This is a genomic window from Leuconostoc sp. C5 (assembly GCF_056530425.1).
In genome coordinates, this window is record NZ_CP134351.1 from 1,957,032 (window position 1) to 1,980,826 (window position 23,795).

Here is a 23,795-nt window from a genome sequence, read left to right on the forward strand (position 1 = left end):
TAAAATTAGACCCTCGAACGCCACACCAATACCTAAAGTGAAAGTTAGAATTAAAAATAAAATAATAATCAAGTAAAACATTTAGCACCATCCCATTGTAAAATTATATTGTGAATATATAGTTTATTTAACCTACTTAAACCATATTTTTAGTATAAACTAGTCATTTAATCAATTTTTGACTTGTTCAACGCTTAATATGTTTGTGAATCCCGTACTTTTCCAGACCTTTTTGCGTTATAATGGAGAGTGAATTTAATTATAATATAAGGGGAACATCATGGTTTCAGAAATCAAAACGTTGGTAACTTTCTTTGGCGGAACTGGTGATTTAGCAAAGCGTAAGCTTTACCCATCAGTTTTCAACCTCTACAAAAAAGGATACTTACAAGAACACTTTGCCATTGTTGGGACAGCACGTCAACAATTAAGTGATGACGAGTTTAAGCAATTGGTTCGTGATTCAATTAAAGACTTTACTGAAGATCAAGCACAAGCTGAAGCGTTTATTGCGCATTTTTCTTACCGTGCGCACGATGTCACAGATGCCGCTTCTTATGGTATCTTGAAGTCAGCGATCGAAGAAGCAGCAACCAAATTTGACATTGATGGCAATCGTATTTTCTATATGTCAGTTGCCCCTCGTTTCTTCGGTACAATCGCTAAATATTTGAAATCAGAAGGTTTGCTAGCTGAGACTGGCTACAATCGTTTGATGATTGAAAAGCCTTTTGGTACATCATACGCCACCGCAGAAGAATTGCAAAGTGATTTGGAAAATGCATTTGATGATGACCAACTGTTCCGTATTGACCACTATCTTGGAAAAGAAATGGTACAAAATATTGCAGCATTACGTTTTGGTAACCCAATCTTTGATGCCGCTTGGAATAAGGACTATATCAAAAACGTACAAGTAACTTTGGCTGAAGTTCTAGGTGTTGAAGAGCGTGCTGGTTACTACGATACCACTGGCGCCCTTTTGGATATGATTCAAAACCACACAATGCAAATTGTTGGTTGGTTAGCAATGGAAAAACCTGAATCATTCAATGATAAGGATATCCGTGCAGCTAAAAACGCCGCCTTCAATGCATTAAAGATTTATAACGAAGAAGAAGTGAATAAGTACTTCGTTCGTGCACAATATGGTGCTGGTGATACAGCTGATTACAAGCCATATTTGGAAGAAGCAGATGTCCCTGCTGACTCAAAGAACAACACATTCATTGCTGGTGAATTGCAGTTCGATTTGCCACGTTGGGAAGGTGTTCCTTTCTATGTTCGTTCAGGTAAGCGTTTGGCTGCCAAGCAAACACGTGTTGATATTGTATTTAAGGCTGGCACATTCAACTTTGGTTCAGAACAAGAAGCACAAGAATCAGTACTCTCAATCATCATTGATCCAAAGGGTGCTATTGAATTGAAGCTTAACGCTAAGTCAGTTGAAGATGCCTTCAACACCCGCACAATCAACTTGGATTGGGCAGTATCTGATGAAGACAAGAAGAACACACCAGAACCATACGAACGTATGATTCACGATACAATGAATGGTGACGGATCAAACTTTGCTGATTGGAACGGTGTATCAATTGCTTGGAAGTTTGTTGACGCAATTACTGCCGTTTACGATGCAGATAAAGCACCATTGGAGACATATAAGTCAGGTTCAATGGGTCCTGAAGCATCAGACAAGCTATTAGCTGAAAATGGCGATGCTTGGGTATTTAAAGGATAAGCACATTTAAAAAGACCATCAAACAAATCTTTGTTTGACGGTCTTTTTATATTGTCTGATTTAAGATGCGTTTGGTTTCACGGAAAACGGCTGACAAATTGGTGTATTGATCAGCATGCAATACAACCGTGATATAATGCTTCCCTTTATATGTAAATAATCCCACATAAGAAACGCCTGATTTAACAGAGATACCAAGTTTAGCACCGGTGACCGTATATTTCGTATTTTTAAAATAATTTTTCATTAAAACATAATTACTATCTTGTGTAATGCCATCAAATTGATTTTGTGATTGATGAACAATTCTCTTTATTCGTGGTGTTTTTTCTAAAATATTATCAGTCATAAGCGCAACATCAACAGCAGACATCTTATTTTCTGCATTATCAGGCGCCTTAACGCCATCATCCATTGCTTCATCATTACGGATTCCTGCTGCATTATACCATTGCGCTGATGCAAGTCCCCAAGACTGACTAGTCTTAGTCATTAATTTAACAAACTTTGTTTGTGAACCACTAACCTGATCACCTAAGGCAATAGCCGCGTCATTAGCTGATAACTGTAAGGCAGCACGCAATAATTCATCTGCTGAATAGGATTGATTACTATCCAAATTCACACTTGCCAGATTAGATTCTTCTCCGATTTTCATCGTGTTTGACGACGGCTGCACTTGCGTGCCTAAAGGTAACTTTTTTAGTACCAAATAGCCCGTCATTAATTTACTAATTGACGCAATCGCTAAAGATTTATGAGCGTTTTTTTCGGACAAAATTTTATCTGTATCCGCATTCATCACCACCGCTGCTTTCGCCGTTGTTGTGATTTTTTTAATTGATTTCTTTTTTTCACTTGCTTGGATTTGTTGTTGCCCATTCACAGGAAATGCTGTACTCAATGTCACAATACAAAATGCTGCCAGTAGTCCGCTTTTCTTCATGACTATAATTGTACTCAAAAATAACCTATTGACAATAGCTTCGCTTACATTATATAATTAACTGGTTAATTAACCAGTAAACTAAAGAGGTGTTTATGGAAAAAACAGATAAGATTATTCAAGAGCTTAACTCTTTTGTTCAAGAATACGCTACTAATTCTGAACTCGTAGCGGCAACTGCTGGACAAAAGATCAATTCAACACAAGCCCACTTACTGATGTTGCTTAAAATTCTGCAATCGCAGACTAACACAGAATTAGCTGCTGCAATGAATCTATCAAAGCCTGCTATCACCAAAGCTATTAAAAACCTGATGCGCTATCATTATGTCATAGCGGTGGTAGATGATTCTGATAAACGGAGCACTCACTATTTACTGACTGAAGATGGCGAAAAATTGGCACAACTCCACGAGCAGGCCCACGCCACGATGCACGATGATATTCATACCATCATGGCTGATTTCACACAGGAACAACAACAAACCATCACCCAGTTTTTAACAAAACTCAATAAAATAGGAAATAACTCATGAAAAAAATAATTATAGCACTCTCTGCCATTGTCGTCATCGTCATTGGTGTTGCCTTATTCAGAGGTAACTCCTCGTCGTCATCCAATCAAAAAATAACTATTGTTGCTTCAACAGACTTCTACGCCGAAATCGCCAAAACAGTAGTTGGCGAACACGGTACAGCAACTGCTATTATCAAGGACGCGAATGTTTCTCCCGAAGATTATGAGCCAACAACCACGGTTGCTAAAAAGGTTAGTGGTGCTGATATCGTTCTTGCTAATGGTCTAGGATATGACGCATGGCTAAATAAGCTTGCCAAAACTTCTAAAAATACAAAACTTATTCGCGTCGGTGAAGATGTTTTAAATAAAAAAACAGGCGTCAACCCGCACTTGTGGAATGATCCTGAAACGATGAGTAAAACAGCAAATTACCTAGCAACTGAGCTTGGTAAGAAAGACCCTAAAAACCGCGATTATTACAAAAAGAACGCCAAAAAGTACGTCGCTAGCCTGAAACCTGTGAATGATTTAATCACAAAAATATCCAAAAAGGCTGATGGCCAAACCGTTGCCCAAACTGAACCTGTTTTTGAGTATATGCTAGATGCCTTAGGATACAAAATAATGGATACAGATTTCTCTGAAGCAATTGAGGAAGGTAATGATCCTTCACCCGCAACATTAGCTGCACTTAAATCAGCAATTACAAACCATAAAATTGCCTTCTTCGTTAATAATACTCAGACATCAAGTTCAACTGTCTCTAACTTAATCGATTTAGCAAAGAAAAATGACATCCCCGTTGTTAATGTAACTGAAACCATTCCAAACGGTGAAAACTATGTTAGTTGGAAGCTAAAAGAACTGAAAGCAATCGAAAAAGTTACGCAATAAAAACCTCTCTGAAAAAAATTAAAAAGATCAGCTATCCAAATCATAAAGATAGCTGATCTTTTTAGCATTAATTTGCCTACCAATGAAATACTTTATATCTAACCCTATTTTGTCGCATAGTGTGCCGCCGCGGCACCCAAATTAAAACGAGAAATTCTAACTTTTTTGAAGCCCGACTTTAGCAGCAATTGCCCAAGCGTCATATAGTCCATAAAATGTTCTGTTGTTTCATCAAGATATTTGTATTCCTGATATTTTCCTTTAGCAAAAACACGCCCAAATAATGGCATGACATGACCGAAATATAACTGCCAAAATGGTTTAATAAGAGGGCTATCGGGTTGCGATGTTTCTAAAATGACAAGCTGTCCGCCTGGCTTTAAAATACGATACATTTCTTTGATTCCTTGTTTTGGATCAGGTAAATTACGTAATCCAAAACCAATGGTCACAATATCAAAGCTGTTATCAGGAAATTCTAAATCCATCACATCTCCTTGCTCAAGTGTGATTTTTTCCGAATAGTCACTTATATCAACCTTTGTTTGCCCGACCACAAGCATGGATTCACTGAAGTCTAAGCCAATGATCTCAGAATCAGAGTCACTGTTTTCTGCCAATGCAATTGCCCAATCAGCAGTGCCGGTAGCTAAATCAATGATTTGCGCTTTTCTTGGAAAGACCATTTTATCCATAACTTTTTGGCGCCATTTTTTATGTGCCCCTAGACTGATAATGTTATTCATCTTGTCATATTCTGGTGCAATTGTATTGAATAAAGATTTCACATCTGTATTTTTTGGAGATAATGTCATATCAATTCCTTTAATCTTTCAAGTTCAGCTAGGAAAGGTTTACGTTGTGTTTTTCCACTAGCAGTAGTGTGCCAGCTTTGAGCCAGATAAAATCGTTTTGGTATTTTATAATGCGCAATACGCTCTCGACCGAATTGAATTAAAGCATCTTTTTTCAATTCTTCACCCAAAACGATAGCTATTGGCACTGAACCCCACTTTTGATCCGACACCCCGACGACGACTATTTTATTTAATCCTGGGTATTCTGCGTAAATATCTTCAACTTCATTGGGAAAAATATTCTCACCACCTGAATTTATCATATCACCTTCACGCCCTTGGACAAACAAATATCCTTCGGCATCCAAATAACCATAATCTTCAGTATTAAACCAACCATCTATCATATGTTCAGCTAGTTTATCTGGTTGATTGAGATATCCTGTCGTTAGCGTTGGTGATTGAACCCAAATATTCCCTTGCTGGGACACTTTTCCAGCATGATCAGCAATTTTTAAACGAACTGGAAATAATGGTTTCCCCACAGAACCCACTTTTTGAACCGCATCTTTTGCATCAAGCGCCACAATTTGCGAGGCAGTCTCTGTCATGCCATACGATTGAATGACAGGAATTTGGTGGATCTGTGCCTGTTTCAATGTTGCAAGGTCTGTTGGTCCACCGCCAAGAAGCATTGACCGAAAATGATTATTATAATGAGCACCTTTTGGTAGGTCAGCAACTAACTGTTTTAACATCACTGGAACGACTGATATAGCAGTAATCGATTGTCCAATCAACAGTTCATTAATCTGATGGGCATCAAATTTAGATTGTAAGACCACGCGCATACCATAAATTAATCCACGCATAATGATCGAAAATCCACTAATGTGGAAGATAGGTACAACAGCTAACCAACTATCATCAGATGTTAATCCTAAATTCAAAGCACTCCCCATCGCAGAATAGAAATGGTTTTGATATGTTTGCATAACACCCTTGGCTTTACTCGTTGTACCCGAAGTATACATGATACTTGTCACAAAGTCTTCAGGAAAAGTTTCAATTGGTGTTATCTTTTGCTGTGTGGACAAATCACTGAACTTAATTTGCTTATCAATACTTAGCTCGCTCATGTAATCATCATCTGTTAAAACAGTTGTCACACCCGCATCTGCAAGCTGATAATTAATTTCTGCTACTGATAAACGCCAGTTTATAAAAACGATGGTCTTGCCAAGTTGCTGCAAAGCCATAATCACCAAGTATCCCGTGAGCGTATTATTCATTATCAATGCCACGCGAGAATTATCTTGGGTAACTGTCGCAATTTTTTTGGCCATATTGTGTGCTTGGTCAGCCACTTCTTGAAATGTTAATTGTTTATTTTTATACTGTACGGCGATCCGATTCGGCGTAAGCCGTGCACGTTTTGTAAGCCAGTTTTCCATTTTTATATCATACCGCAGAATTTCTTTGAAAACAAAAATGTTGCTGTGTCAAAAATATTGGTTTTATGGCTAAAATTACTCAACCTGAGCTTCAATTCCTAATTCTGAGACTGCGTTGAGATAGTCATCGTCAGAGATTTCATCTGTCGTACGCAATAGATGGAAAGTCCCGCCCATATTTTTAGTCACGAGATGCGCATCGTTAACCCCATTGCGCTTATAAAAATCATATCGTTTCACACGTTGCATTTCATTATCTGCCTGTTGGCCTGTAATTTCTGATTCTAATATTACCCCATTTGGGTACTGCTCTTTTAATGCAGCAATTGTTTTACTCCCAATCCCTCTTCCACGAATATTCGCATCAACTGCAAAATAGAGCACAAATACTTTTTGTGCTGATATTTCAACCAATAACAAAATACCAACTGGTTGTTCATCAACAACTAAAGCCATCTTAACGGGTTCTTTTGTCTTAGCCAGCTGAGCTAGCTGCATAAAATCAAGGCGTTCATATTCTGGAAATGATTGCATATAAATGTCTTGCCAATAAGCTTTATCTTCTTCGGTTACGTTAACAATTTTTATCATTAGAATGATCTCCATGTACATAGTAGCGATTGTTCTCATTTTATCATAATTCAAAGAAAGATAGGTCTACGCTATTTAAAATAAAAAACGCACCAAGCGTATCAACTTAAAGTAACACTTTTTTGATCTGCCTTAGCGTATTTTTTATGATGATGGTTCAAATTATTTGTTCTTTATCAGCTAATTTAAACACGTGCCAAATAGTAATCGCAACGACCCATGCGATAACAAACAATGCGACCAGTATGACGCCCATCTGGTTAAAATCTAGCGAAGCCGCCCATCGTGTCAATGCGTTGTTCCAATTAAACATAACGCTAAATGACTGAACAAAATCAATAAATCCAATAAATCCGGCTGCCATTATAGAAATCCCTGTAATTGTTAAATTGTAATACACTTTACGATAAGGTGATGAAAATACCCAACGATACGTCGTACTCATAAAAAAACCATCAATGGTATCCATCAAACACATACCAGCAGTAAATAATAACGGAAAAGCTAATGTTGCATACCAGGGAACTCCCGCATTTGCAGCTGTGGCAGATGTTGCTAATACCGCAATCTGAGTAGCAGTATCAAAACCTAATCCGAAAAGAAATCCAACAATTGCTACTTGCCAGTTATGCTTAATCATTCCTAATAGTTTCAAAAATAAACGATAAATCTTAGATGAATTGATTTGGTCATCTGTACCTGCTCTGGTATGATGATTACGCATAGCGACAAACTTCACCCAGATATCATGCAAGATAACACTATTCACGATGGCCAACATCATCAACATGGTAGCTGCAATAAGTGTTCCTAAGGCGCCTCCTATTTGCTCAAAAATAGGCATAGAATGTTTTGCCCATTCTACAAACAGAACGGTTACCAATGCCATCAACACCACAACCATTGAATGTCCAAATGAAAAACTAAAACCAACGCCGCGTGTATTTTTACCATCATTAAGCATCTTGCGTGTCATGTTGTCAATTGCTGCAATATGATCCACATCAAAAGCATGCCGCAATCCCATTGTGAAGGAAAGATAGGCCATCGCTATCATTTCAGGATATTGTGTAGCACTTGTCATTAACAACAGCATTCCCGATACCAAAAAAAGAATAATTATTGCCCCATAGCGTATCGCATCGGACTGAATAGTTGCTTGTTTTTTTATATTTAACATCATAAATTTTTCTCCCTTTTTGCTGTAGAAATAAGATTATCACAGCACCTGTTATCGCGTAAATATGCTGAACAAATTGTGTCCCTAATGAACTAAACATGTCCTTTCATACTACCTTCAATTATTTTTTAGCACGATGCTCATTCGAATTCGCGCTACTGCCTCTTTAAGTTGAAAAGGACAAAAAAACACCCCAACCTTTAACAGTTGGGGTGTTATTACTCACTTGTCCCAACTATCTACTAATCAATGTCACATTGGTTTAGTAGATAGTCACTCAAAGAACCTACTAAACATCAACTGAGAAGTAGGTAGAGGAGAGAATGGTTCATTTTTTTAATTGTTTTGTTCATAATTTTTCCTCTTTTTCATATAATTTATATTTTTTAATATGAAACTAATTATATTATCAAAATCTAATTATGTCAAACGTTTTATTATCTTATTTTAATAATAGAATAAATGTTACTAAGCAACTAACGAGCAAATATATTAACTACTGCTTAATTGTCACGTCCCCGCTGTCTGTTGATATGACGTACGCCCCAGTTGTTCCTTTATGTGTGTAACTTGTTTGATCATCATCATGACTATTGAAAGCAGAAATATCTCCGTCAAGCGTTTTAGCAGTCACACTACTTTTCCCAATCATTGCCGATATATCGCCATCTTGTGCTGTAATGGTAAGCTGACCAGATAGTTGGTTATTCATTAAAGCGACATCCCCATATGATGTGTTTATTTTACCCGTATTAATATGATTATGATGCATGCTCAAGTCACCATTTTCAAGTTGAATGTTCATTCCATCGCTAATTCGTGTATTTTGTATAGTTAAATCACCATTATCACTTTTAATTGTAGCTGTCGATGTAGTCACGTCATTTAAATCAGTATCTTCAATATCATCAAGCGTTAAGTCATGTTGAACTATTATGTTTTTTAATCTTGTATCTGCAACATGTTGAATTGCTATTTTATCCGCTTTGACATCAGACAGGCTAACATCACTGCTATTCTGTCCGTCAATTTGAATATCAGACAAACTTTGTGATTGCGGAACTGTAATTACAATTCCATCTTGATCTCCCTGATTCTCATATTTCCAAGAAAACAATTCGATTTTAATATGACCTGGAGATACACTACCAGCCTGTTTATCAGTAATTTTCAAATGACTTTGCTGATAGCTCAACTCGGGTAGTTTCTGATACGTCATTACTTTAACGGTGGTTTTCTTAACATCCCCTGTGATAATACGTACAGGTAAAGATGTTGACACGTCAATATTTTTCACCTCGTTATAAGTATATGATTGTTGTACCATTTTTTCTTTTTGTGTTTTACGGTCAATAACTTTAGGGCCATTATTCCAAGAAATAGAACTGGACCCGCCACCAAAACCAAATCCAATTAAAGCTAGCACAGCACCAATAACTATCAAACTCAATCCAATTTTAACACTTCGTTTCATGTTATTTGTCCTCCCGATGCATGTACTTTTTATCAGTAAAACGACGATAAATTGCCTTGCTTAATTGTGCTGTTTTATCAATTAGCCACCTCAAGAGACCAATACCAGCTGGCATTACTGTCAACATTATGCCCAATATGAGCAAACCACAACCAATATAATACAGCCCCGTCCAGATTGACTGCAGCAAAACACTCACTCCGATAATCGCTGATACCACACCTGACAAAGTCAACGCAATGACAACCGCAATAAAAGACGCTAAAACTGCAAAACCAACAGCAGCAAGCGTGACCAAGACAATAAATACAGGTAATGCTAACGGTGACGCCAGTAATGCTAATGCAATCCACCAAATCAGCTTAATATTTGACCGTGGATTTTTACTAGTTGTATCATCTGTTGATTTTTCATCTGCCTTAATTGAATAGTCAGCTAAAATTTTTCGTGAGAGTTGTTTTGGCGTGCCTAACTCACTAATGCATTGCTCATATGTGACTAAATCAGCATCCATCACGTACTCTCGATAGAAATTCATCGCTTCCTCTTTATCTGAATGGTGCAACTGATGTAGTAGTTGCTCTAACTCAGCTAAATAATTCTCCATCTGCTTATCTCTCCTTCAATAATGTGTCAACGTTTGCTTGGAACATTACCCAATCTTGGCGTATGCTAGCCAATCTGTCACGACCCTGTGTTGTAATCTGGTAATAACGTCGATTTCTGCCTTGATAAGGTTGATCATACGTTGTAACAAATTGATTATTTTTTAATCTCCGTAGTACAGGGTATAACGTCGATTCCGAAACAGAAATCGTACCCTGCACTCTTTGCGTTAATGCATAACCGTAATAATCTTCTTTATCTAATATCGCTAAAACGCAACCGTCTAATAATTCTGAACTCATTTGAATTGCCATACTTATTTTCTCCAATACTATACGACATATAATATATGTTCAAAAATATTATATGGATTTTTAATTGTTTTGTCAACAAAAAAATATCTCAACAAATGTCATCGTTGAGATATTTTTCGTTGCCTAATCATCTTTTAATAGCTCGCAATCAATAAAATAGATAGCGTAACGCTCGTTTGGCTTTTAACTGTTTTATGCAATTTTTTAGTAATAAAATCCGTGACGATAGTCCCATGACGAGAAAATATCACTCATAATTTTCATGATTTTGTCGACATCTAATCCTTTACGAATAACGATTGGCGCTGGTTGGATACCAACAGCACCATTTTGTTCTGGAATGAGCTTACCTGTCTCATCAACCATAGATACCATCACCCCTTGTTCGTAACGTGTATCTAACGTTTTGTCGGGTTGAATTGATGCCACGTAATCATCGGCCTCAATAATTAGGTCAGCAGCATTTTCAATTTGGTCACCAATGCCAGCTACCAAACCACGATTCCCCTTACCAGAAGGATTAGCTGAACTTGCAAATGAGAACTTACCGTACTTTTCCCACATTTCTTTGGCAATATTTTCACTTGGTGTACCAAACTTGATAACAAAACAACTAGTTTCACGTTTATCCATCATCAAATTTTTTGTCCCGTCATTTGGTATCTTGCTCTTTGCTTCTTCTTTCCATGGCAAGATACAACCCAACAAAATGTCCTCATCCCAATGTTGTTGATACATTTGTTCGATTTCAGGTGTCATTTGTGCTAATTCTTTAACTTGTTCTACTGAACCACATAGCACGACACCTGGCTTATTACGCTTACGATTCTTAGCAGCAAATTTTCGTTCCAACCCTTGATCATCTGAAGTCATGATAATGTAACCCACTTTTGTTGGACTAACGATCATCCCCCCATCTTCTTTCAAGATGTTAATGGCTTCACCTTGAACGCCACCATTCCAATGAATCTTTGCTGTTGTTGCTTCTGTCATGATAAAATACCATCCTTTTAATATATTGCTTTTTGTTTTGTTTCTGGTCCATAAACTGCGACCACAATAGCTGCAATTAGCGCCACTGCTGCGATAAAATAGAAAATCAAGTTCGCACTAAATTGTGTAATTGCCCACGCTGCAAAATATGGTGTTAAAACCGTCAATATTTTAGCAACGCCATTAGCATAACCCGTTCCACGGAATCTAAAGTAAGTAGGGAACAACTCTGACATATAAACCCCAACAACCGAAGCCATCAAAATATACATCATAGTTACGACCAAAAATCCTACAGTTAAAATTCCAACCGTTGTATGTTGCTGCGAATAAATCATCCCAAACACCGCAGTCATTACAAAGGCAGAAACAATGACCTTTTTACGACCTATCACGTCAACCAATAATGCGCCTATCAGTGCGCCTATTGGAGCCCCAGCCATCATAACTGCGGAGAATGTTAGTGAATGAACCACTTCGATTCCTTGTTTGATCAATAATGTTGGCATCCACGATGTAAATGTATACTGCGTTAAATTAACTGCACTGACAGCAACCGTTGCAACCAACAGCCCAATGCCAATCCTAGTCTTCACTGGTTGTCGTTTTACACTAGAATCGTTTGTGCTGTACGAACCATTCACTTCCAATTTCTCAATGATCTTTTCAGCTTTATCATATTCACCACGTGCAATTAACCATCGCGGTGATTCGGGAAAATGACGGCGAACCACCCATAAAATCAATGCTAACACACCAACAATAACAAACATTGCACGCCATGTATAACGAGGAATAATGCTTGCTGCCAAAAGTAAGGTCAATGGTGCAGCCAAATTAGCAACCACAGAAGTTACGCCACTCCACCGACCACGATTTTTAATTGGGGCAAATTCATTAATTAAAGCGTAACCTGTCACAATTTCTGCGCCTAACCCAATTGCGGCGAAAAAACGTAGTCCGACTAACATCCAAATATTAGTTGCAAATGCCGCACCTAGGGTTAGTACACCAAATATCAATAAATTAGTCGAATACGCTTTTCTCCTGCCCAGAAAATCACCGATAAATCCAGCAAAAATGGACCCGAAGAAAAGACCTAAAAATCCAGAGGAAAGAAACACAGAACCTTGTGCAAGTGTGGCAAAATGTGTGCTAACTATTGCACTATTTACTGCACTAGCAAGATAAACGTCCGCCCCATCTAAAATCATACCAGCTGCAATCATCGCAAAGACACGGTAAAATGTCGCTGTTTCTTTAGTCGTGTCCATCCGTTGTTGCAAATTCATTGCCTGTTCCATGTACTGCCTCCTAACCAAAATTTGGTCGTTGCTTTTCGAATGCAGCGATCAATTTTTCATATTTCATCGTGTTATCAATATCATCTTCACCATTGATAAACTTTTCTTTCCATTGTGAGTTGATATCAAAGTGGAAAGTATAGTTTTTATAAGTCACAGTTTGTTCGGGTAAATCAATTTGAATATTTTCATCTGCTTGAATACCCCGTAATATTTTCCGATTTTCTTCGGGCAACACAATCGGTAACAAACCATTCTTAGTTGAATTCATGTAAAAAATGTCTGAAAATCCGCCGCCAATCACTGCCCTGAATCCATAATCCGTTAACGCCCATACTGCGTGTTCTCGTGATGATCCCGATCCAAAATCATTTCCTGTAATTAAAATTGAAGCCCCTTGATGTGCTGGTTTGTTCAATTCAAACGCCTCATTCAACGAACCGTCGGCATTGTAGCGCCAATCAAAGAATAAATTTTTACCAAAGCCGGTCTTTAAAATGTTTTTCAAAAATTGTTTAGGCAAGATAATATCAGTATTAATGTTGTCATTTGGAATAACAACCGTTCTACCTGTTTCTCTTACAAAAGCTTCCATATTATTCCCCTATACAAATTCATCTGTCGTAATATCAACGAAGTGACCAGCAATCCCTGCTGCAGCAACCATAGCTGGAGAAGCCAAATGCGTTCTCGATCCTGCACCTTGGCGTCCAATGAAATTTCTATTTGATGTTGAAGCAACATGTTTCCCTGCTGGAATTTTATCGGGATTCATCGCCAAGCATGCCGAACATCCTGGTTCACGCCATTCACAACCAGCTTCTTCAAATATTTGAGCAATACCCGATTTAATCGCACGATTTCTTATCGCACGACTGCCAGGCACCACCCAGGCAGTGACATTAGGCGCCAAGTGATGCCCCTTCATCATATTCGCAGCAATTTCAAGATCTTCATAACGACTATTCGTGCATGATCCGATGAAAATGTAATCTAAATTAATGTCAACTGGCTTCATATTGGGATGCAAGCCAATATATTCATAGGCATTGGCATCATTATCATCTTTGATTGCTGGCAAAGACTGATCAACAGGTGTGGCCATGCCTGGATTTGTTCCCCATGTCACCATCGGTTTCAAATTTGATACATCAAAGGTCAACGTCTCATCAAAATCACTTTCATCATCTGTGTAGAATTGTGACCAATAGTTTTTAGCAGATTCAAAATCTTTTGGTGCTTGTTCACGACCTTCAATGTAGTCAAATGTCGTTTGATCTGGTTGCACCATACCAGTTCTTGAACCAGCTTCAATCGACATATTACACATCGTCATACGAGCCTCCATTGAAAGGTTCTCAACAGTTTCTCCGTAAAATTCGATCGCATAACCGACTCCAAACGACACCCCATATTTAGCAATGATGCCCATGATAATATCTTTGGCGTATGTATTTTTAGGCAGTTTTCCAGTAACCTTAATCCCCATGGTTTTTGGTTTAACTTGCCAAATCGTTTGGGTCGCTAGCACATGCTCAACTTCGGAAGTACCAATTCCAAAGGCAATTGCGCCAAACGCGCCATGAGTTGCTGTATGAGAATCACCACAGACAATCACTTTAGCTGGTTGTGTCAATCCTCGCTCCGGTCCCACAACATGAACGATTCCTTGCTTATCATCACCAATTGATGCCAATGGCACATCAAATTCTTTTGTATTTTTAACTAACGTGTCCATCTGTAATCGAGACATTTGATCTTGCACATTAAATATATCTTTCGTTGGCACATTATGATCCATGGTTGCAAAAGTTAAATCTGGTCGTCTAACGCGACGGTTCGTACTTCTCAACCCATCAAAAGGTTGAGGTGATGTCACCTCATGTACCAAATGCAAATCCACATAAATCAATTGAGCCTCACCAATTTCCCCAGTAATGACGTGTTTTTCCCAAATTTTATCAAATAGTGTTTTGCTCATTTTATATCCGCCGATTCATAATTTTTTATGTAATCAACCATTTTTTGTGTGACTTCATCGGTCGTCATCGTGCCACCCATGTCTGGTGTCACATAGTGGTTTTCAATAATGTAGTCTACTGCTGCAGTAATTTTATCGGCAATCCTTTTTTCATCAAAGCTTTCCGTTAACATCATAGCTACCGTATTTACCATAGAAATGGGATTGGCTATGCCTTGCCCAGCAATGTCAGGTGCTGAGCCATGAATTGGCTCATACAAATTAGGGCCGCTTTCACCAACTGACATAGAAGGTATTTGTCCAATTGAGCCTGTAATTTGTGCTGCTTCATCACTTAAAATGTCCCCAAACAAATTAGGTATAATCACAACATCAAATGTTGTGGGCTTGGCCATGATAGCCATTGTCATTGCATCAACATAGTAATAGTCGATTGTCACATCCGGATAACTTTTGCCAACTTCATTAGCAATCTTTCGCCAAAACTTTGATGTAGCCAATACATTTGACTTATCAACAATGGTGACATGCTTGTTCCGTTTTTGCGCCATTTTAAAACCTTGGTGCATAATACGAGTCACTTCTTCTTCGCTGTAATACATCGTATCAATCGCTTGATGTGCTTCGAGTTTACGTGGCTTTCCAAAGTAAGCACCAGAGGTCAGTTCACGAACGATTACAAAATCCGTATTTTCAACATACTCTGGCTTCAATGGTGAGCGGTCAATTTGCGCTTGTGTCACTTTTGTTGGCCGGATATTTGCAAATAAGTTAAGTTTTGATCTAATTTCTAATAGCCCTTGTTCTGGACGTCGTGGCGTATTATCCCATTTTGGCCCACCAATTGCACTAAGTAGCACCGCATCAGCTTGTTTTGAAACATCAATAGTTGACTGTGGTAGCGGGTCACCAGCTCGATCAATACCATCACCACCAAATGGTGCATCTATAAGTTCATAAGCAAATGTTGTATCCTTTGTCGCAGCGTCCAATACTGCTAAACCTGCTGTCATGATTTCGGGACCGATATAATCGCCTTTTAAAACTACTATTTTTTTAACTGATGTCATATTATTGATAACTCACCATTTCTTTTTCTTCAACGACTTGCATAATAACCTTTAATTGATCATCTGTAATCAAATCAGACTCTTCGGCAACTGATTTAAAGATTGGGAAAATTGATTTCATATCATCACGAGTCACCTCATAACCTAGGCTATTTAGTTTTGACATTACCGCATGCGATCCCGACAATTTCCCCAGAGGTAGGGATGCCGTAGCACCAACCATTTCTGGCTTCAAAATTTCATAAGTTTCTGGATTTTTTAAGTAACCATCCTGATGAATCCCAGATTCATGAGCAAAGGCATTGCGTCCCATAATGGGTTTATTACCCGCAACTGGCATGCGGGTTGCGCGTGCGACAATGTCAGAAATGGCTTTTGACTGAGCTAAGACAATATCTGTTTCTGCATTAAACTTTTCATGACGCACATGAATAGCTGCTGCTGCTTCAATCATATCAACGTTTCCGGCACGTTCACCAATCCCGTTGATTGTACCTTGAATTTCCGTCGCACCATGCTCAATGCCTGCCAAAGCATTAGCCGTTGCCATACCCAAATCATTATGTGTATGTGTTGACCAACCAACTGTGTCAAAACCAACAATATTTTGACGCAAGTTTTCAAAAACTTCACCGTATTCTTCTGGCGTATCATAACCAACTGTGTCTGGTATGTTAATCATTGTTGCTCCAGCGTCAATAGCTGTTTGCACGCTGGCTACCAAAAAATCAGGTTCAGTTCGTGTCGCATCTTCAGGTGAGAATACAATATCTTGCATATGTTGCTTAGTAAAAGTAACGTCTGCTTTGATTTTGTCCAAAATTTCTGCTTTGGTCATGTGTAATTTAAACTCACGATGAATTGGTGAAGTTGCAATGAACACATGAATCATTGGATGTTTTGCATCCTTGGTTGCCTCAATAACCGCATTAATATCATTTCTGACCATTCGTGCCAAACCGACAACTTTTGCGTTATCCACAACTTCTGCAATTCTTTTCACTTCTTCAAAGTCTTTCTGAGAAGCCGCAGGAAATCCCGCTTCAATTGCTGCAACGCCATAATCATCCAATCCTTTTGCTATTTCAATCTTTTCTTCAATTGAAAAGTTAACCCCAATTGTTTGTTCACCATCACGCATTGTTGTGTCATAAAAAGTTACTTTGCTTGCCATAATTTTCTCCTTAAATTAAAATCCCGGACCAGTCAATTTGACTAGTCCGGGATCATGCACTCACATCCTTTTATTCACTAGCCATTAGATAAGTACCTAACAACCAGCTCAAAAGCTCAACTTGCTAGGGTAGTCTAAGCAAGTTGAGGAGAAGGGCTGCATTTGTAATATTCGTTTGTACAGTAGCCTGATTTCTCATGTGAAACACTTCCTTTTAATTTAATAATCCAATCATAACTACTTTATAATTCATCGTCAATTACAAGGTGTGTTTTATTCCAATTTTATATAATTTAGTCGTTTTATAATCCTAACGCCATTTTTGCGTATCGCGACATTCGATCAATTTCCCAAGCTGGTTCCCATGTGAGTTCAACTTTGGTTGTCTTTACTTCAGGTAAAATTTTTAATGCTTCGTCAATCATTTCTTCCAACACACTAATTAACGGACACCCCATCGTTGTAAGCGTCATATTAATGGTTACATCACCGATAGAATTGATATCAACAGCATTGATTAATCCTAAGTTAACAATATCAACTCGCAGTTCTGGGTCAATGACTGTCGTTAAAGCATCCATGATACTTGCCTCAACTTTTTTATTCATACCTTATCCTACCGATCCCACCATTTCAAATTTCATTAATCGATTTAACTCAACAGCATATTCCATTGGCAGCTCTTTTGTGAAAGGTTCGATAAAGCCCATAATAATCATCTCTGTGGCTTTTTCGGCAGAAATACCACGTGTCATTAGATAATACAATTGCTCTTCAGAAACACGCGATACTTTTGCCTCATGCTCCATTGACACATTACCATTCAAAATTGTATTGTATGGAATCGTATCAGCTGAAGATTTATCATCAACTAAAATCGTGTCACACTCGACGTGAGCAAATGACCCATCAGATTCGCGACCAAATTTCACTGTGCCACGATAATCTGTAGAACCACCATCGTGTGCAATTGACTTTGAAATGATAGATGACGACGTATTTTTAGCATTATGAATCATTTGCGCACCAGAATCTAAGTTAACGCCTTCGCCAGCAACAGCAATCGAAAGCATTGTACCCTTTGCGCCCTCGCCTTCCAAATAGACTGATGGATACTTCATCGTCGTTTTTGAACCAAAATTACCATCAACCCATTCCATCGTTGCGTTTTCATGCGCTGCTGCACGTTTTGTTTCTAATGAATACACATTATTAGACCAGTTTTGAATCGTAGTGTAACGGCAATATCCGTCTTTTTTAACAATCACTTCTACCACAGCAGCATGTAGTGCATCCCCTGAATACATTGGTGCTGAACAGCCCTCAACGTAATCAACATGCGCCCCTTCATCAACAATAATAAGTGTCCGTTCAAACTGACCTTCATTTTCAGTATTAATTCGAAAATAAGACTGAATAGGTGTCGTAACGTGAACACCTTTAGGGACATAAATGAATGTACCACCAGACCAAACTGCTGAATTTAAGGCCGCTAATTTATTATTGGTTGGTTTAACCAGTGATCCAAAGTATTCTTGAATAAGCTCTGGATATTCTTGGACTGCAGTATCTGTGTCGGTAAAAATAATACCTGTCTTAGCGAATTCTTCTTTCATCCGGTGGTAAACCACTTCAGACTCGTACTGGGCAGAAGACCCTGCTAGCCACTTCCGTTCGGCTTCAGGTACACCCAAACGCTCAAAGGTTTCCTTTAATTCAGCTGGTACATCATCCCAATCACGATATTTATCATTTGTTGGCTTATTATAGTAGTAAATATCTTCAAAATGAATTTCACTTAGATCTGGCCCCCATGTATGCATAGGCATTCTGAGGTATGTTTGATAGGCTTGTAACCGGTAGTCTAACATCCATTGAGGTTCATTCTTTTTAGCTGAAATTTGACGAATAATGTCTTCGTTTAACCCTTTTCCTGTTGAAAATACAGCCTGGTAGTCATCTTGAAATCCTAGTTCACTGGCCTTATCATTTGAAATGGCTGCTTTTGTTTGATTAATAGCTTCTTGTCTATCTATTTCCATTATCGAAACCTCTTTATTTCTCTACTGATAATAACTCGTCCAAGGCATGCCATGCTAAAGTTGCGCACTTTATTCGTGTGGGAAATTTAGTAACCCCTGCTAAAATTTGTGCTTCTCCAAGAAGTTTTGTATCAGCTACTTCGCCACGTGTCAGTTTTGAAAACTCCTCAAGTAAGGTAGCGACAGCTTCACGACGCTGTCCCAGTACTAAATCTGTCATCATTGAAGCCGAAGCCTTTGATATAGCGCAGCCATCCCCATAAAAATATATATCTGTCACTTTATCGTCAGTCATCTCAAAAGCTAAATCAATAATATCACCACAAGTGGGATTATATTTTCGAACATGATAAGTTTCTGTACCCAACATAGGCTTATAATGATGCGGATGTTGGGCATATTCCATGACTGTTTGGCGATATAAAAGATCTAAATTATGCAAACTCACGGTTAAAATACTCCTTAATATCTTCAATGACACTAATAAATCGATCGATTTCTTCACGCGTATTATAGATATACAAACTAATACGAACTGTCGCTGCAATATTCAAATATTTCATCAGCGGCTGCGCACAATGATGTCCTGCACGAACCTCAATTCCTTCTTGATCCAAGGCCGTTGCTAGGTCATGGGCATGGACCCCTGCTAAATTAAATGCAATCACGCCTGAATGCTGTTCACTGTTTTGCGGACCATAAATGGTGACACCCGCAATACTTTTTAGCTTTGGCAAGGCATAATCAACTAGAGACTGCTCATAGTTTTCGACCTCTTTCATTCCGATATTTGTCAGATAATCAATAGCGGATCCTAAAGCAATTGCACCAGCAATATTAGGCGTTCCCGCCTCAAAACGCCATGGTGAAGGCTGAAAGGTCGCTTCTTGCAAGTCTACCAATTCAATCATTTCTCCACCAAATTGAGCAGGTTTCATATTTTCTAAAATATCATGTTTGCCATAAAGAACTCCTATACCTGTTGGTCCAAGCATTTTATGACCCGAAAAAGCAAAAAAATCAACATCCATATCTTGCACATCAACACGCATATGCGGAACAGATTGGGCGCCATCAGCAATCATGATAGCATCATGTTTGTGGGCTATTTTTGCGATTGTTTTTATGGGATTAACAACCCCCAACACATTAGAAGCATGTGTGATTGATACAATTTTAGTTTTGTCTGTTATTTTCCGTTCAAGATCAGCCATATTTAAGGTGCCATTGTCATTGAGTTCGACATATTTTAAATGAGCCCCAACACGTTGCGCTAATTGTTGCCACGGCACAATATTAGAATGATGTTCCATGTAAGATATTAGGATTTCATCTCCTTGTTTAACATTTTCTGCACCATAAGTACTTGCCAACCAATTAAGCGACTCAGTTGTGCCACGAGTGAATAAAACTTCTTCCCGTTTTTGAGCATGAATGAATTTTTGCACTTTATCGCGGGCTTGTTCATATTGTTGTGTCGCACGCTCTGATAGCTCATAAATACCTCGATGCACGTTTGCATTATTATTTTGATAATAATTCACTAATGAATCAATCACATACTGGGGTTTTTGTGACGTAGCCGCACTATCAAAGTAGAGCAACTCTTGCCCATTGACTGTTTGATTTAGTATTGGAAAATCATGTCTAATCGTCTTCATGTCGTAACTTTCTTTCTATTTCTTCAACTACTTGCCTTTGTGCCGCTTTTGTTGGCATTTTTGCTAAAACTTCACCCATAAAGCCGCGAATAACTAGCTTTCGAGCTACTTGCTCACTAATACCCCGACTCATTAAATAATACATTTGATTTTCATCAACACGTCCCACAGAAGCTGCATGCCCCGCCGTCACATCGTTTTCATCAATTAGTAACAAAGGATTTGCATCTCCACGTGCGCGACGTGATAGCATCAGAACACGCGATTCTTGCTGCGCATCCGATCCTTTAGCGCCCTTAATAATTTTCCCGATACCATTAAATACTAAAGTTGACCGATTGAGAATAACGCCTCGTTGGAAGATATGACCAATGGTATGGCGACCACGATTCAAAATGGTTGTCACCAAACCTTGCGTTTGTTTTTTTGTGGTAAGTCCGATGACATTTGTATGTGACGTAGCGCCTTCACCATTTAGTTGACTAGCTAATCGTATGATTACATTACCGTCATTAAACTCAGCATTTTGCCAATCCACAGTTGCATGATCTCTTACTTCAACTTCTCGATTAATAAATGCTGTCGTTTGTTCACCAAAGGCATCAATATTAGCGTAAGTGACTTGGGCACCTACATCCGCTACAGCTTCGATAACAACAGAAGCCTTTGTCTTTTGAGTCCCGATTGTATGCATTTCTTGTAGTATGTCAACCTTGGCATTGGCGCCAACGCATACAAAAATACGAGCCACAAAATCCTCTCCAGATATAGCTAAATGATTCAATGACAGGTGCAAAACATCATCAAATTGAACGTTTTCTGGTATATAGACAAAAATTCCTGTGTTAAACTGTGCAAAATTTTGTGCTGATAATCGATCGGCTGTTTTGGAAATCACACTACCCAACAGCTTTTCAACTAATGCTGGATGTTCAATCTGTGCTTGTGCCATATTCATCAGAATCACTCCACGAGCGATCATGTCATCCGATAATTGCTGATAAGTAGTGGATAGCCCACTAACTTCGATGCCGTGAACATTATTCTCAGTGAAATATGACGTTGTCGTTTCTTCCTTGGCTGCTATCATTTCATCAAGTTGCCAGGAACTGTATCGAACTTTAGCAAATGTTGGTAGTGGTAAAGACTGTATTGCGCTATTATCAACCATATCAATCCTCCACAAAATACGAATTCACATCTTCATCTGTCAAATGAACGTTCAATCCGAGTTCATCTCGCAATCCCGCATATCCCTCAGATTCTAGTTTCTTCGCCAAATCCGCACCGCCTGTTTTAACTATTTTCCCGCCCATCATCACGTGGACAAAATCAGGCACAATATAGTCAAGTAACCGTTGATAGTGCGTAATCATAAGTGTGCCAAATTCACTGGAACGCATTTCGTTAACACCACGAGAAACGACCTTTAAAGCATCAATGTCTAATCCTGAATCAATCTCATCTAAAATAGCAATTTTCGGCTCTATCATCATCATCTGTAAGATTTCATTACGTTTCTTTTCACCACCAGAAAATCCTTCATTAAGATAGCGTTCTGCCATTTCTTCTGACATCGATAAAAATTCGCGTTTTTCATCAAGTTTTTCAATAAAAGACATAATACTGATTTGATTGTCTTCAGCACGACGAGCATTGATAGCTGCCCGCATAAATTCAGCATTGGTCACCCCTTGAATTTCAGATGGGTACTGCATGGCCAAGAATAGACCTGCACGAGCGCGTTGATCAACTGACATGTCAGCCAAATCTTGATCATCCATGTAAATATGACCTTCAGTGACTTCATATGCTGGATGTCCCATAATTGTTTGTGATAACGTTGATTTTCCAGTCCCATTGGGTCCCATAATAGCGTGAATTTCACCAGTGTTGACGACTAAATTAACGCCCTTTAAAATTTCTTTTCCTTCTACTGAAACATGTAGATCCTCTACCTTGAGTGTTGCCATATTATTTTTCCCCTTTTCGCTGACTGATTTTTTGTAAAATAGCTTCGTTTTTATGTATTTTAGCAATCACACGCGCATTTTCAATCATCTCATTTACAATAAAATTCTGACTATCCCAAGTATCACTAGCTTGCACCAATAGCCAAAAAAAGTTTTCTAAGAAATAAGTACTATCGCTTGCGTTCGCTAAATCAATGCCATAAGTTGCCAACATCATAGCATATTTGTAGTTTTTAATCGACATTTGATATTGTGCTAACAAATAAACAATCGCCGCTTGAAATCCAGAATGGTCTACTGTTGTACTTTCCTTTTGGTAGCGCCAAACGTCTTCAAAAGCCTGGTGAGCCTCTTTGAATTGGCCTCGTTGATAATAGTAATGACTCGTTATGGCATAAAACAATAACTTGTGTGACTTGTTAAGACCTGCTATATCAATTTTTTTAATGATTTGTTTTGCTTTTAGACAGTCTTGTTTTAAGATAACTGCCGAAAAATATTGCGTAATTTGATAGGTTGGCCGTTCGATATCAACCATTTTATCAATTTCTACTTGTTTGATTAGATGCTCAAATTTTCCAATATTTTGATAAAAGAGTGCTTGTGTGGCCAATGTTAAAACACGCTCATTATTTGTTTGACGCGCAGTAACATTGATTGGAAAAACATCATTCAACGTTAACCCTAACCGTTCACACAGAGCAATCATGATATCAAAAGCTGGCACTTGTTGATGCTTTTCAAATTTGGACAAAGTAGCTTGTGTACAGATATCAGTACATAGCGCCATTTGTGAAATTTTTAAGCGTTTTCTCGTGCTGATAAATTTTTCTATGTTTATCATTGATCCCCCAATCCTATGAAAAAAGGCACCTAACTGCGTTCACAGTTAGGTGCCTGAACAAAAAATGTCCCAACTGTCTACTAAATCCAAATCGATTAGTAGACATTCACTCAAAATAACCTACTAATCATCAGCTGATAAGAAGGATAATGAGAATATTGTTCAATTTTTTTATATTTTTATTCATTATGTTATCTTTCGTTTCTGAGTAAAAACTCACATTAATATTGAAATAA

24 protein-coding genes are annotated in these 23,795 nt (G+C 38.3%); 3 read left to right on the top strand and 21 right to left on the bottom strand.

What is annotated here, in order from left to right; all coding sequences use genetic code 11:
* Positions 1 to 280: 280 nt before the first annotated feature.
* Entirely contained in the window at positions 281 to 1,741 is a 1,461-nt protein-coding gene (gene zwf / locus RHP56_RS09930; RefSeq protein WP_002815576.1) for a glucose-6-phosphate dehydrogenase, read from the top strand.
* 46 nt (positions 1,742 to 1,787) lie between these two features.
* Here zwf and RHP56_RS09935 read toward each other — a convergent pair whose 3' ends face one another.
* A complete protein-coding gene (locus RHP56_RS09935; protein WP_223317031.1) occupies positions 1,788 to 2,705 on the bottom strand; it encodes a D-alanyl-D-alanine carboxypeptidase family protein in 918 nt (305 codons plus the stop codon).
* Between the two features lie 77 nt (positions 2,706 to 2,782).
* Between RHP56_RS09935 and RHP56_RS09940 the strand changes: the two genes are divergently transcribed.
* Positions 2,783 to 3,223, top strand: coding sequence for a MarR family transcriptional regulator (locus tag RHP56_RS09940; RefSeq protein WP_059442087.1), 441 nt, complete (start codon positions 2,783 to 2,785; stop codon positions 3,221 to 3,223).
* Positions 3,220 to 4,101 carry a metal ABC transporter solute-binding protein gene (locus RHP56_RS09945; RefSeq protein WP_010285772.1) on the top strand — a complete coding sequence of 294 codons (882 nt, stop codon included), beginning with the start codon at positions 3,220 to 3,222 and terminating at the stop codon, positions 4,099 to 4,101. The genes RHP56_RS09940 and RHP56_RS09945 overlap by 4 nt, the downstream gene beginning before the upstream one ends.
* Before the next feature lie 104 nt (positions 4,102 to 4,205).
* Here the strand turns inward: RHP56_RS09945 and ubiE are convergent, their stop codons facing one another.
* The 20 genes from ubiE to RHP56_RS10045 all read right to left on the bottom strand — a co-directional run bounded on the left by ubiE (position 4,206) and on the right by RHP56_RS10045 (position 23,559).
* A complete protein-coding gene (gene ubiE / locus RHP56_RS09950) occupies positions 4,206 to 4,916 on the bottom strand; it encodes a bifunctional demethylmenaquinone methyltransferase/2-methoxy-6-polyprenyl-1,4-benzoquinol methylase UbiE (protein WP_102753467.1) in 711 nt (236 codons plus the stop codon).
* Positions 4,913 to 6,352, bottom strand: coding sequence for an o-succinylbenzoate--CoA ligase (locus RHP56_RS09955; protein ID WP_102753466.1), 1,440 nt, complete (start codon positions 6,350 to 6,352; stop codon positions 4,913 to 4,915). The genes ubiE and RHP56_RS09955 overlap by 4 nt, the downstream gene beginning before the upstream one ends.
* A 75-nt stretch (positions 6,353 to 6,427) precedes the next feature.
* Positions 6,428 to 6,943 carry a GNAT family N-acetyltransferase gene (locus RHP56_RS09960; RefSeq protein WP_010295526.1) on the bottom strand — a complete coding sequence of 172 codons (516 nt, stop codon included), beginning with the start codon at positions 6,941 to 6,943 and terminating at the stop codon, positions 6,428 to 6,430.
* 157 nt (positions 6,944 to 7,100) lie between these two features.
* A complete protein-coding gene (locus RHP56_RS09965) occupies positions 7,101 to 8,126 on the bottom strand; it encodes a HoxN/HupN/NixA family nickel/cobalt transporter (RefSeq protein WP_081099108.1) in 1,026 nt (341 codons plus the stop codon).
* Between the two features lie 493 nt (positions 8,127 to 8,619).
* Positions 8,620 to 9,597, bottom strand: coding sequence for a DUF4097 family beta strand repeat-containing protein (locus RHP56_RS09970; protein WP_050884175.1), 978 nt, complete (start codon positions 9,595 to 9,597; stop codon positions 8,620 to 8,622).
* A gap of 1 nt (position 9,598) precedes the next feature.
* A complete protein-coding gene (locus RHP56_RS09975) occupies positions 9,599 to 10,204 on the bottom strand; it encodes a DUF1700 domain-containing protein (RefSeq protein WP_011680540.1) in 606 nt (201 codons plus the stop codon).
* A gap of 4 nt (positions 10,205 to 10,208) precedes the next feature.
* Entirely contained in the window at positions 10,209 to 10,517 is a 309-nt protein-coding gene (locus RHP56_RS09980; RefSeq protein ID WP_011680541.1) for a PadR family transcriptional regulator, read from the bottom strand.
* Positions 10,518 to 10,721: 204 nt separating this feature from the next.
* Positions 10,722 to 11,510: an L-threonylcarbamoyladenylate synthase gene (locus tag RHP56_RS09985; protein ID WP_042251955.1), complete on the bottom strand. Its 789-nt coding sequence runs from the start codon at positions 11,508 to 11,510 to the stop codon at positions 10,722 to 10,724.
* A gap of 17 nt (positions 11,511 to 11,527) precedes the next feature.
* Entirely contained in the window at positions 11,528 to 12,814 is a 1,287-nt protein-coding gene (locus RHP56_RS09990; RefSeq protein WP_258984335.1) for an MFS transporter, read from the bottom strand.
* 10 nt (positions 12,815 to 12,824) lie between these two features.
* Complete coding sequence (gene leuD, locus RHP56_RS09995; RefSeq protein WP_102753464.1) at positions 12,825 to 13,409, bottom strand: 3-isopropylmalate dehydratase small subunit; 585 nt, start codon at positions 13,407 to 13,409, stop codon at positions 12,825 to 12,827.
* Between the two features lie 9 nt (positions 13,410 to 13,418).
* Positions 13,419 to 14,795 (bottom strand): 3-isopropylmalate dehydratase large subunit, encoded by a 1,377-nt coding sequence (gene leuC / locus RHP56_RS10000; RefSeq protein WP_102753463.1) that lies wholly within the window; start codon positions 14,793 to 14,795, stop codon positions 13,419 to 13,421.
* The gene (leuB, locus tag RHP56_RS10005) at positions 14,792 to 15,865 is read right to left on the bottom strand and encodes a 3-isopropylmalate dehydrogenase (RefSeq protein ID WP_102753462.1); all 1,074 of its coding nucleotides are present in this window, start codon (positions 15,863 to 15,865) and stop codon (positions 14,792 to 14,794) included. Before leuB ends, leuC begins: the two co-directional genes overlap by 4 nt.
* Position 15,866: 1 nt before the next feature.
* A complete protein-coding gene (locus RHP56_RS10010; protein ID WP_011680546.1) occupies positions 15,867 to 17,039 on the bottom strand; it encodes a 2-isopropylmalate synthase in 1,173 nt (390 codons plus the stop codon).
* 302 nt (positions 17,040 to 17,341) lie between these two features.
* The gene (locus RHP56_RS10015; RefSeq protein ID WP_011680547.1) at positions 17,342 to 17,647 is read right to left on the bottom strand and encodes a metal-sulfur cluster assembly factor; all 306 of its coding nucleotides are present in this window, start codon (positions 17,645 to 17,647) and stop codon (positions 17,342 to 17,344) included.
* A gap of 3 nt (positions 17,648 to 17,650) precedes the next feature.
* Positions 17,651 to 19,081 carry a Fe-S cluster assembly protein SufB gene (gene sufB, locus RHP56_RS10020; protein WP_014325254.1) on the bottom strand — a complete coding sequence of 477 codons (1,431 nt, stop codon included), beginning with the start codon at positions 19,079 to 19,081 and terminating at the stop codon, positions 17,651 to 17,653.
* A 13-nt stretch (positions 19,082 to 19,094) separates the two neighbouring features.
* Positions 19,095 to 19,529 (bottom strand): Fe-S cluster assembly sulfur transfer protein SufU, encoded by a 435-nt coding sequence (gene sufU / locus RHP56_RS10025; protein ID WP_010289660.1) that lies wholly within the window; start codon positions 19,527 to 19,529, stop codon positions 19,095 to 19,097.
* On the bottom strand, positions 19,516 to 20,742 hold the full coding sequence (locus tag RHP56_RS10030; RefSeq protein ID WP_102753461.1) for a cysteine desulfurase: 1,227 nt from the start codon (positions 20,740 to 20,742) through the stop codon (positions 19,516 to 19,518). Before RHP56_RS10030 ends, sufU begins: the two co-directional genes overlap by 14 nt.
* Positions 20,729 to 21,913, bottom strand: a complete 1,185-nt coding sequence (gene sufD / locus RHP56_RS10035; protein ID WP_042251941.1) for a Fe-S cluster assembly protein SufD — start codon at positions 21,911 to 21,913, stop codon at positions 20,729 to 20,731. Before sufD ends, RHP56_RS10030 begins: the two co-directional genes overlap by 14 nt.
* A 1-nt stretch (position 21,914) precedes the next feature.
* Positions 21,915 to 22,715, bottom strand: coding sequence for a Fe-S cluster assembly ATPase SufC (gene sufC / locus RHP56_RS10040; protein ID WP_102753460.1), 801 nt, complete (start codon positions 22,713 to 22,715; stop codon positions 21,915 to 21,917).
* A 1-nt stretch (position 22,716) separates the two neighbouring features.
* Positions 22,717 to 23,559 carry a helix-turn-helix domain-containing protein gene (locus RHP56_RS10045; protein ID WP_102753459.1) on the bottom strand — a complete coding sequence of 281 codons (843 nt, stop codon included), beginning with the start codon at positions 23,557 to 23,559 and terminating at the stop codon, positions 22,717 to 22,719.
* Positions 23,560 to 23,795 lie beyond the last annotated feature (236 nt).

Excerpts from the sequence above, each read along its gene's own strand:
- RHP56_RS09980 (WP_011680541.1), bottom strand. The coding sequence starts at position 10,517 with ATGGCAATTCAAATGAGTTCAGAATTATTAGACGGTTGCGTTTTAGCG.
- RHP56_RS10015 (WP_011680547.1), bottom strand. The coding sequence starts at position 17,647 with ATGAATAAAAAAGTTGAGGCAAGTATCATGGATGCTTTAACGACAGTC.
- RHP56_RS09960 (WP_010295526.1), bottom strand. The coding sequence starts at position 6,943 with ATGATAAAAATTGTTAACGTAACCGAAGAAGATAAAGCTTATTGGCAA.
- RHP56_RS09940 (WP_059442087.1), top strand. The coding sequence starts at position 2,783 with ATGGAAAAAACAGATAAGATTATTCAAGAGCTTAACTCTTTTGTTCAA.
- RHP56_RS10030 (WP_102753461.1), bottom strand. The coding sequence starts at position 20,742 with ATGAAGACGATTAGACATGATTTTCCAATACTAAATCAAACAGTCAAT.
- leuC (WP_102753463.1), bottom strand. The coding sequence starts at position 14,795 with ATGAGCAAAACACTATTTGATAAAATTTGGGAAAAACACGTCATTACT.
- sufB (WP_014325254.1), bottom strand. The coding sequence starts at position 19,081 with ATGGAAATAGATAGACAAGAAGCTATTAATCAAACAAAAGCAGCCATT.
- ubiE (WP_102753467.1), bottom strand. The coding sequence starts at position 4,916 with ATGACATTATCTCCAAAAAATACAGATGTGAAATCTTTATTCAATACA.
- sufD (WP_042251941.1), bottom strand. The coding sequence starts at position 21,913 with ATGGTTGATAATAGCGCAATACAGTCTTTACCACTACCAACATTTGCT.
- zwf (WP_002815576.1), top strand. The coding sequence starts at position 281 with ATGGTTTCAGAAATCAAAACGTTGGTAACTTTCTTTGGCGGAACTGGT.
- RHP56_RS10010 (WP_011680546.1), bottom strand. The coding sequence starts at position 17,039 with ATGGCAAGCAAAGTAACTTTTTATGACACAACAATGCGTGATGGTGAA.
- RHP56_RS09970 (WP_050884175.1), bottom strand. The coding sequence starts at position 9,597 with ATGAAACGAAGTGTTAAAATTGGATTGAGTTTGATAGTTATTGGTGCT.
- RHP56_RS09985 (WP_042251955.1), bottom strand. The coding sequence starts at position 11,510 with ATGACAGAAGCAACAACAGCAAAGATTCATTGGAATGGTGGCGTTCAA.
- leuD (WP_102753464.1), bottom strand. The coding sequence starts at position 13,409 with ATGGAAGCTTTTGTAAGAGAAACAGGTAGAACGGTTGTTATTCCAAAT.
- leuB (WP_102753462.1), bottom strand. The coding sequence starts at position 15,865 with ATGACATCAGTTAAAAAAATAGTAGTTTTAAAAGGCGATTATATCGGT.
- RHP56_RS09955 (WP_102753466.1), bottom strand. The coding sequence starts at position 6,352 with ATGGAAAACTGGCTTACAAAACGTGCACGGCTTACGCCGAATCGGATC.
- sufC (WP_102753460.1), bottom strand. The coding sequence starts at position 22,715 with ATGGCAACACTCAAGGTAGAGGATCTACATGTTTCAGTAGAAGGAAAA.
- RHP56_RS10045 (WP_102753459.1), bottom strand. The coding sequence starts at position 23,559 with ATGATAAACATAGAAAAATTTATCAGCACGAGAAAACGCTTAAAAATT.
- RHP56_RS09965 (WP_081099108.1), bottom strand. The coding sequence starts at position 8,126 with ATGATGTTAAATATAAAAAAACAAGCAACTATTCAGTCCGATGCGATA.
- RHP56_RS09945 (WP_010285772.1), top strand. The coding sequence starts at position 3,220 with ATGAAAAAAATAATTATAGCACTCTCTGCCATTGTCGTCATCGTCATT.
- RHP56_RS09975 (WP_011680540.1), bottom strand. The coding sequence starts at position 10,204 with ATGGAGAATTATTTAGCTGAGTTAGAGCAACTACTACATCAGTTGCAC.
- RHP56_RS09990 (WP_258984335.1), bottom strand. The coding sequence starts at position 12,814 with ATGGAACAGGCAATGAATTTGCAACAACGGATGGACACGACTAAAGAA.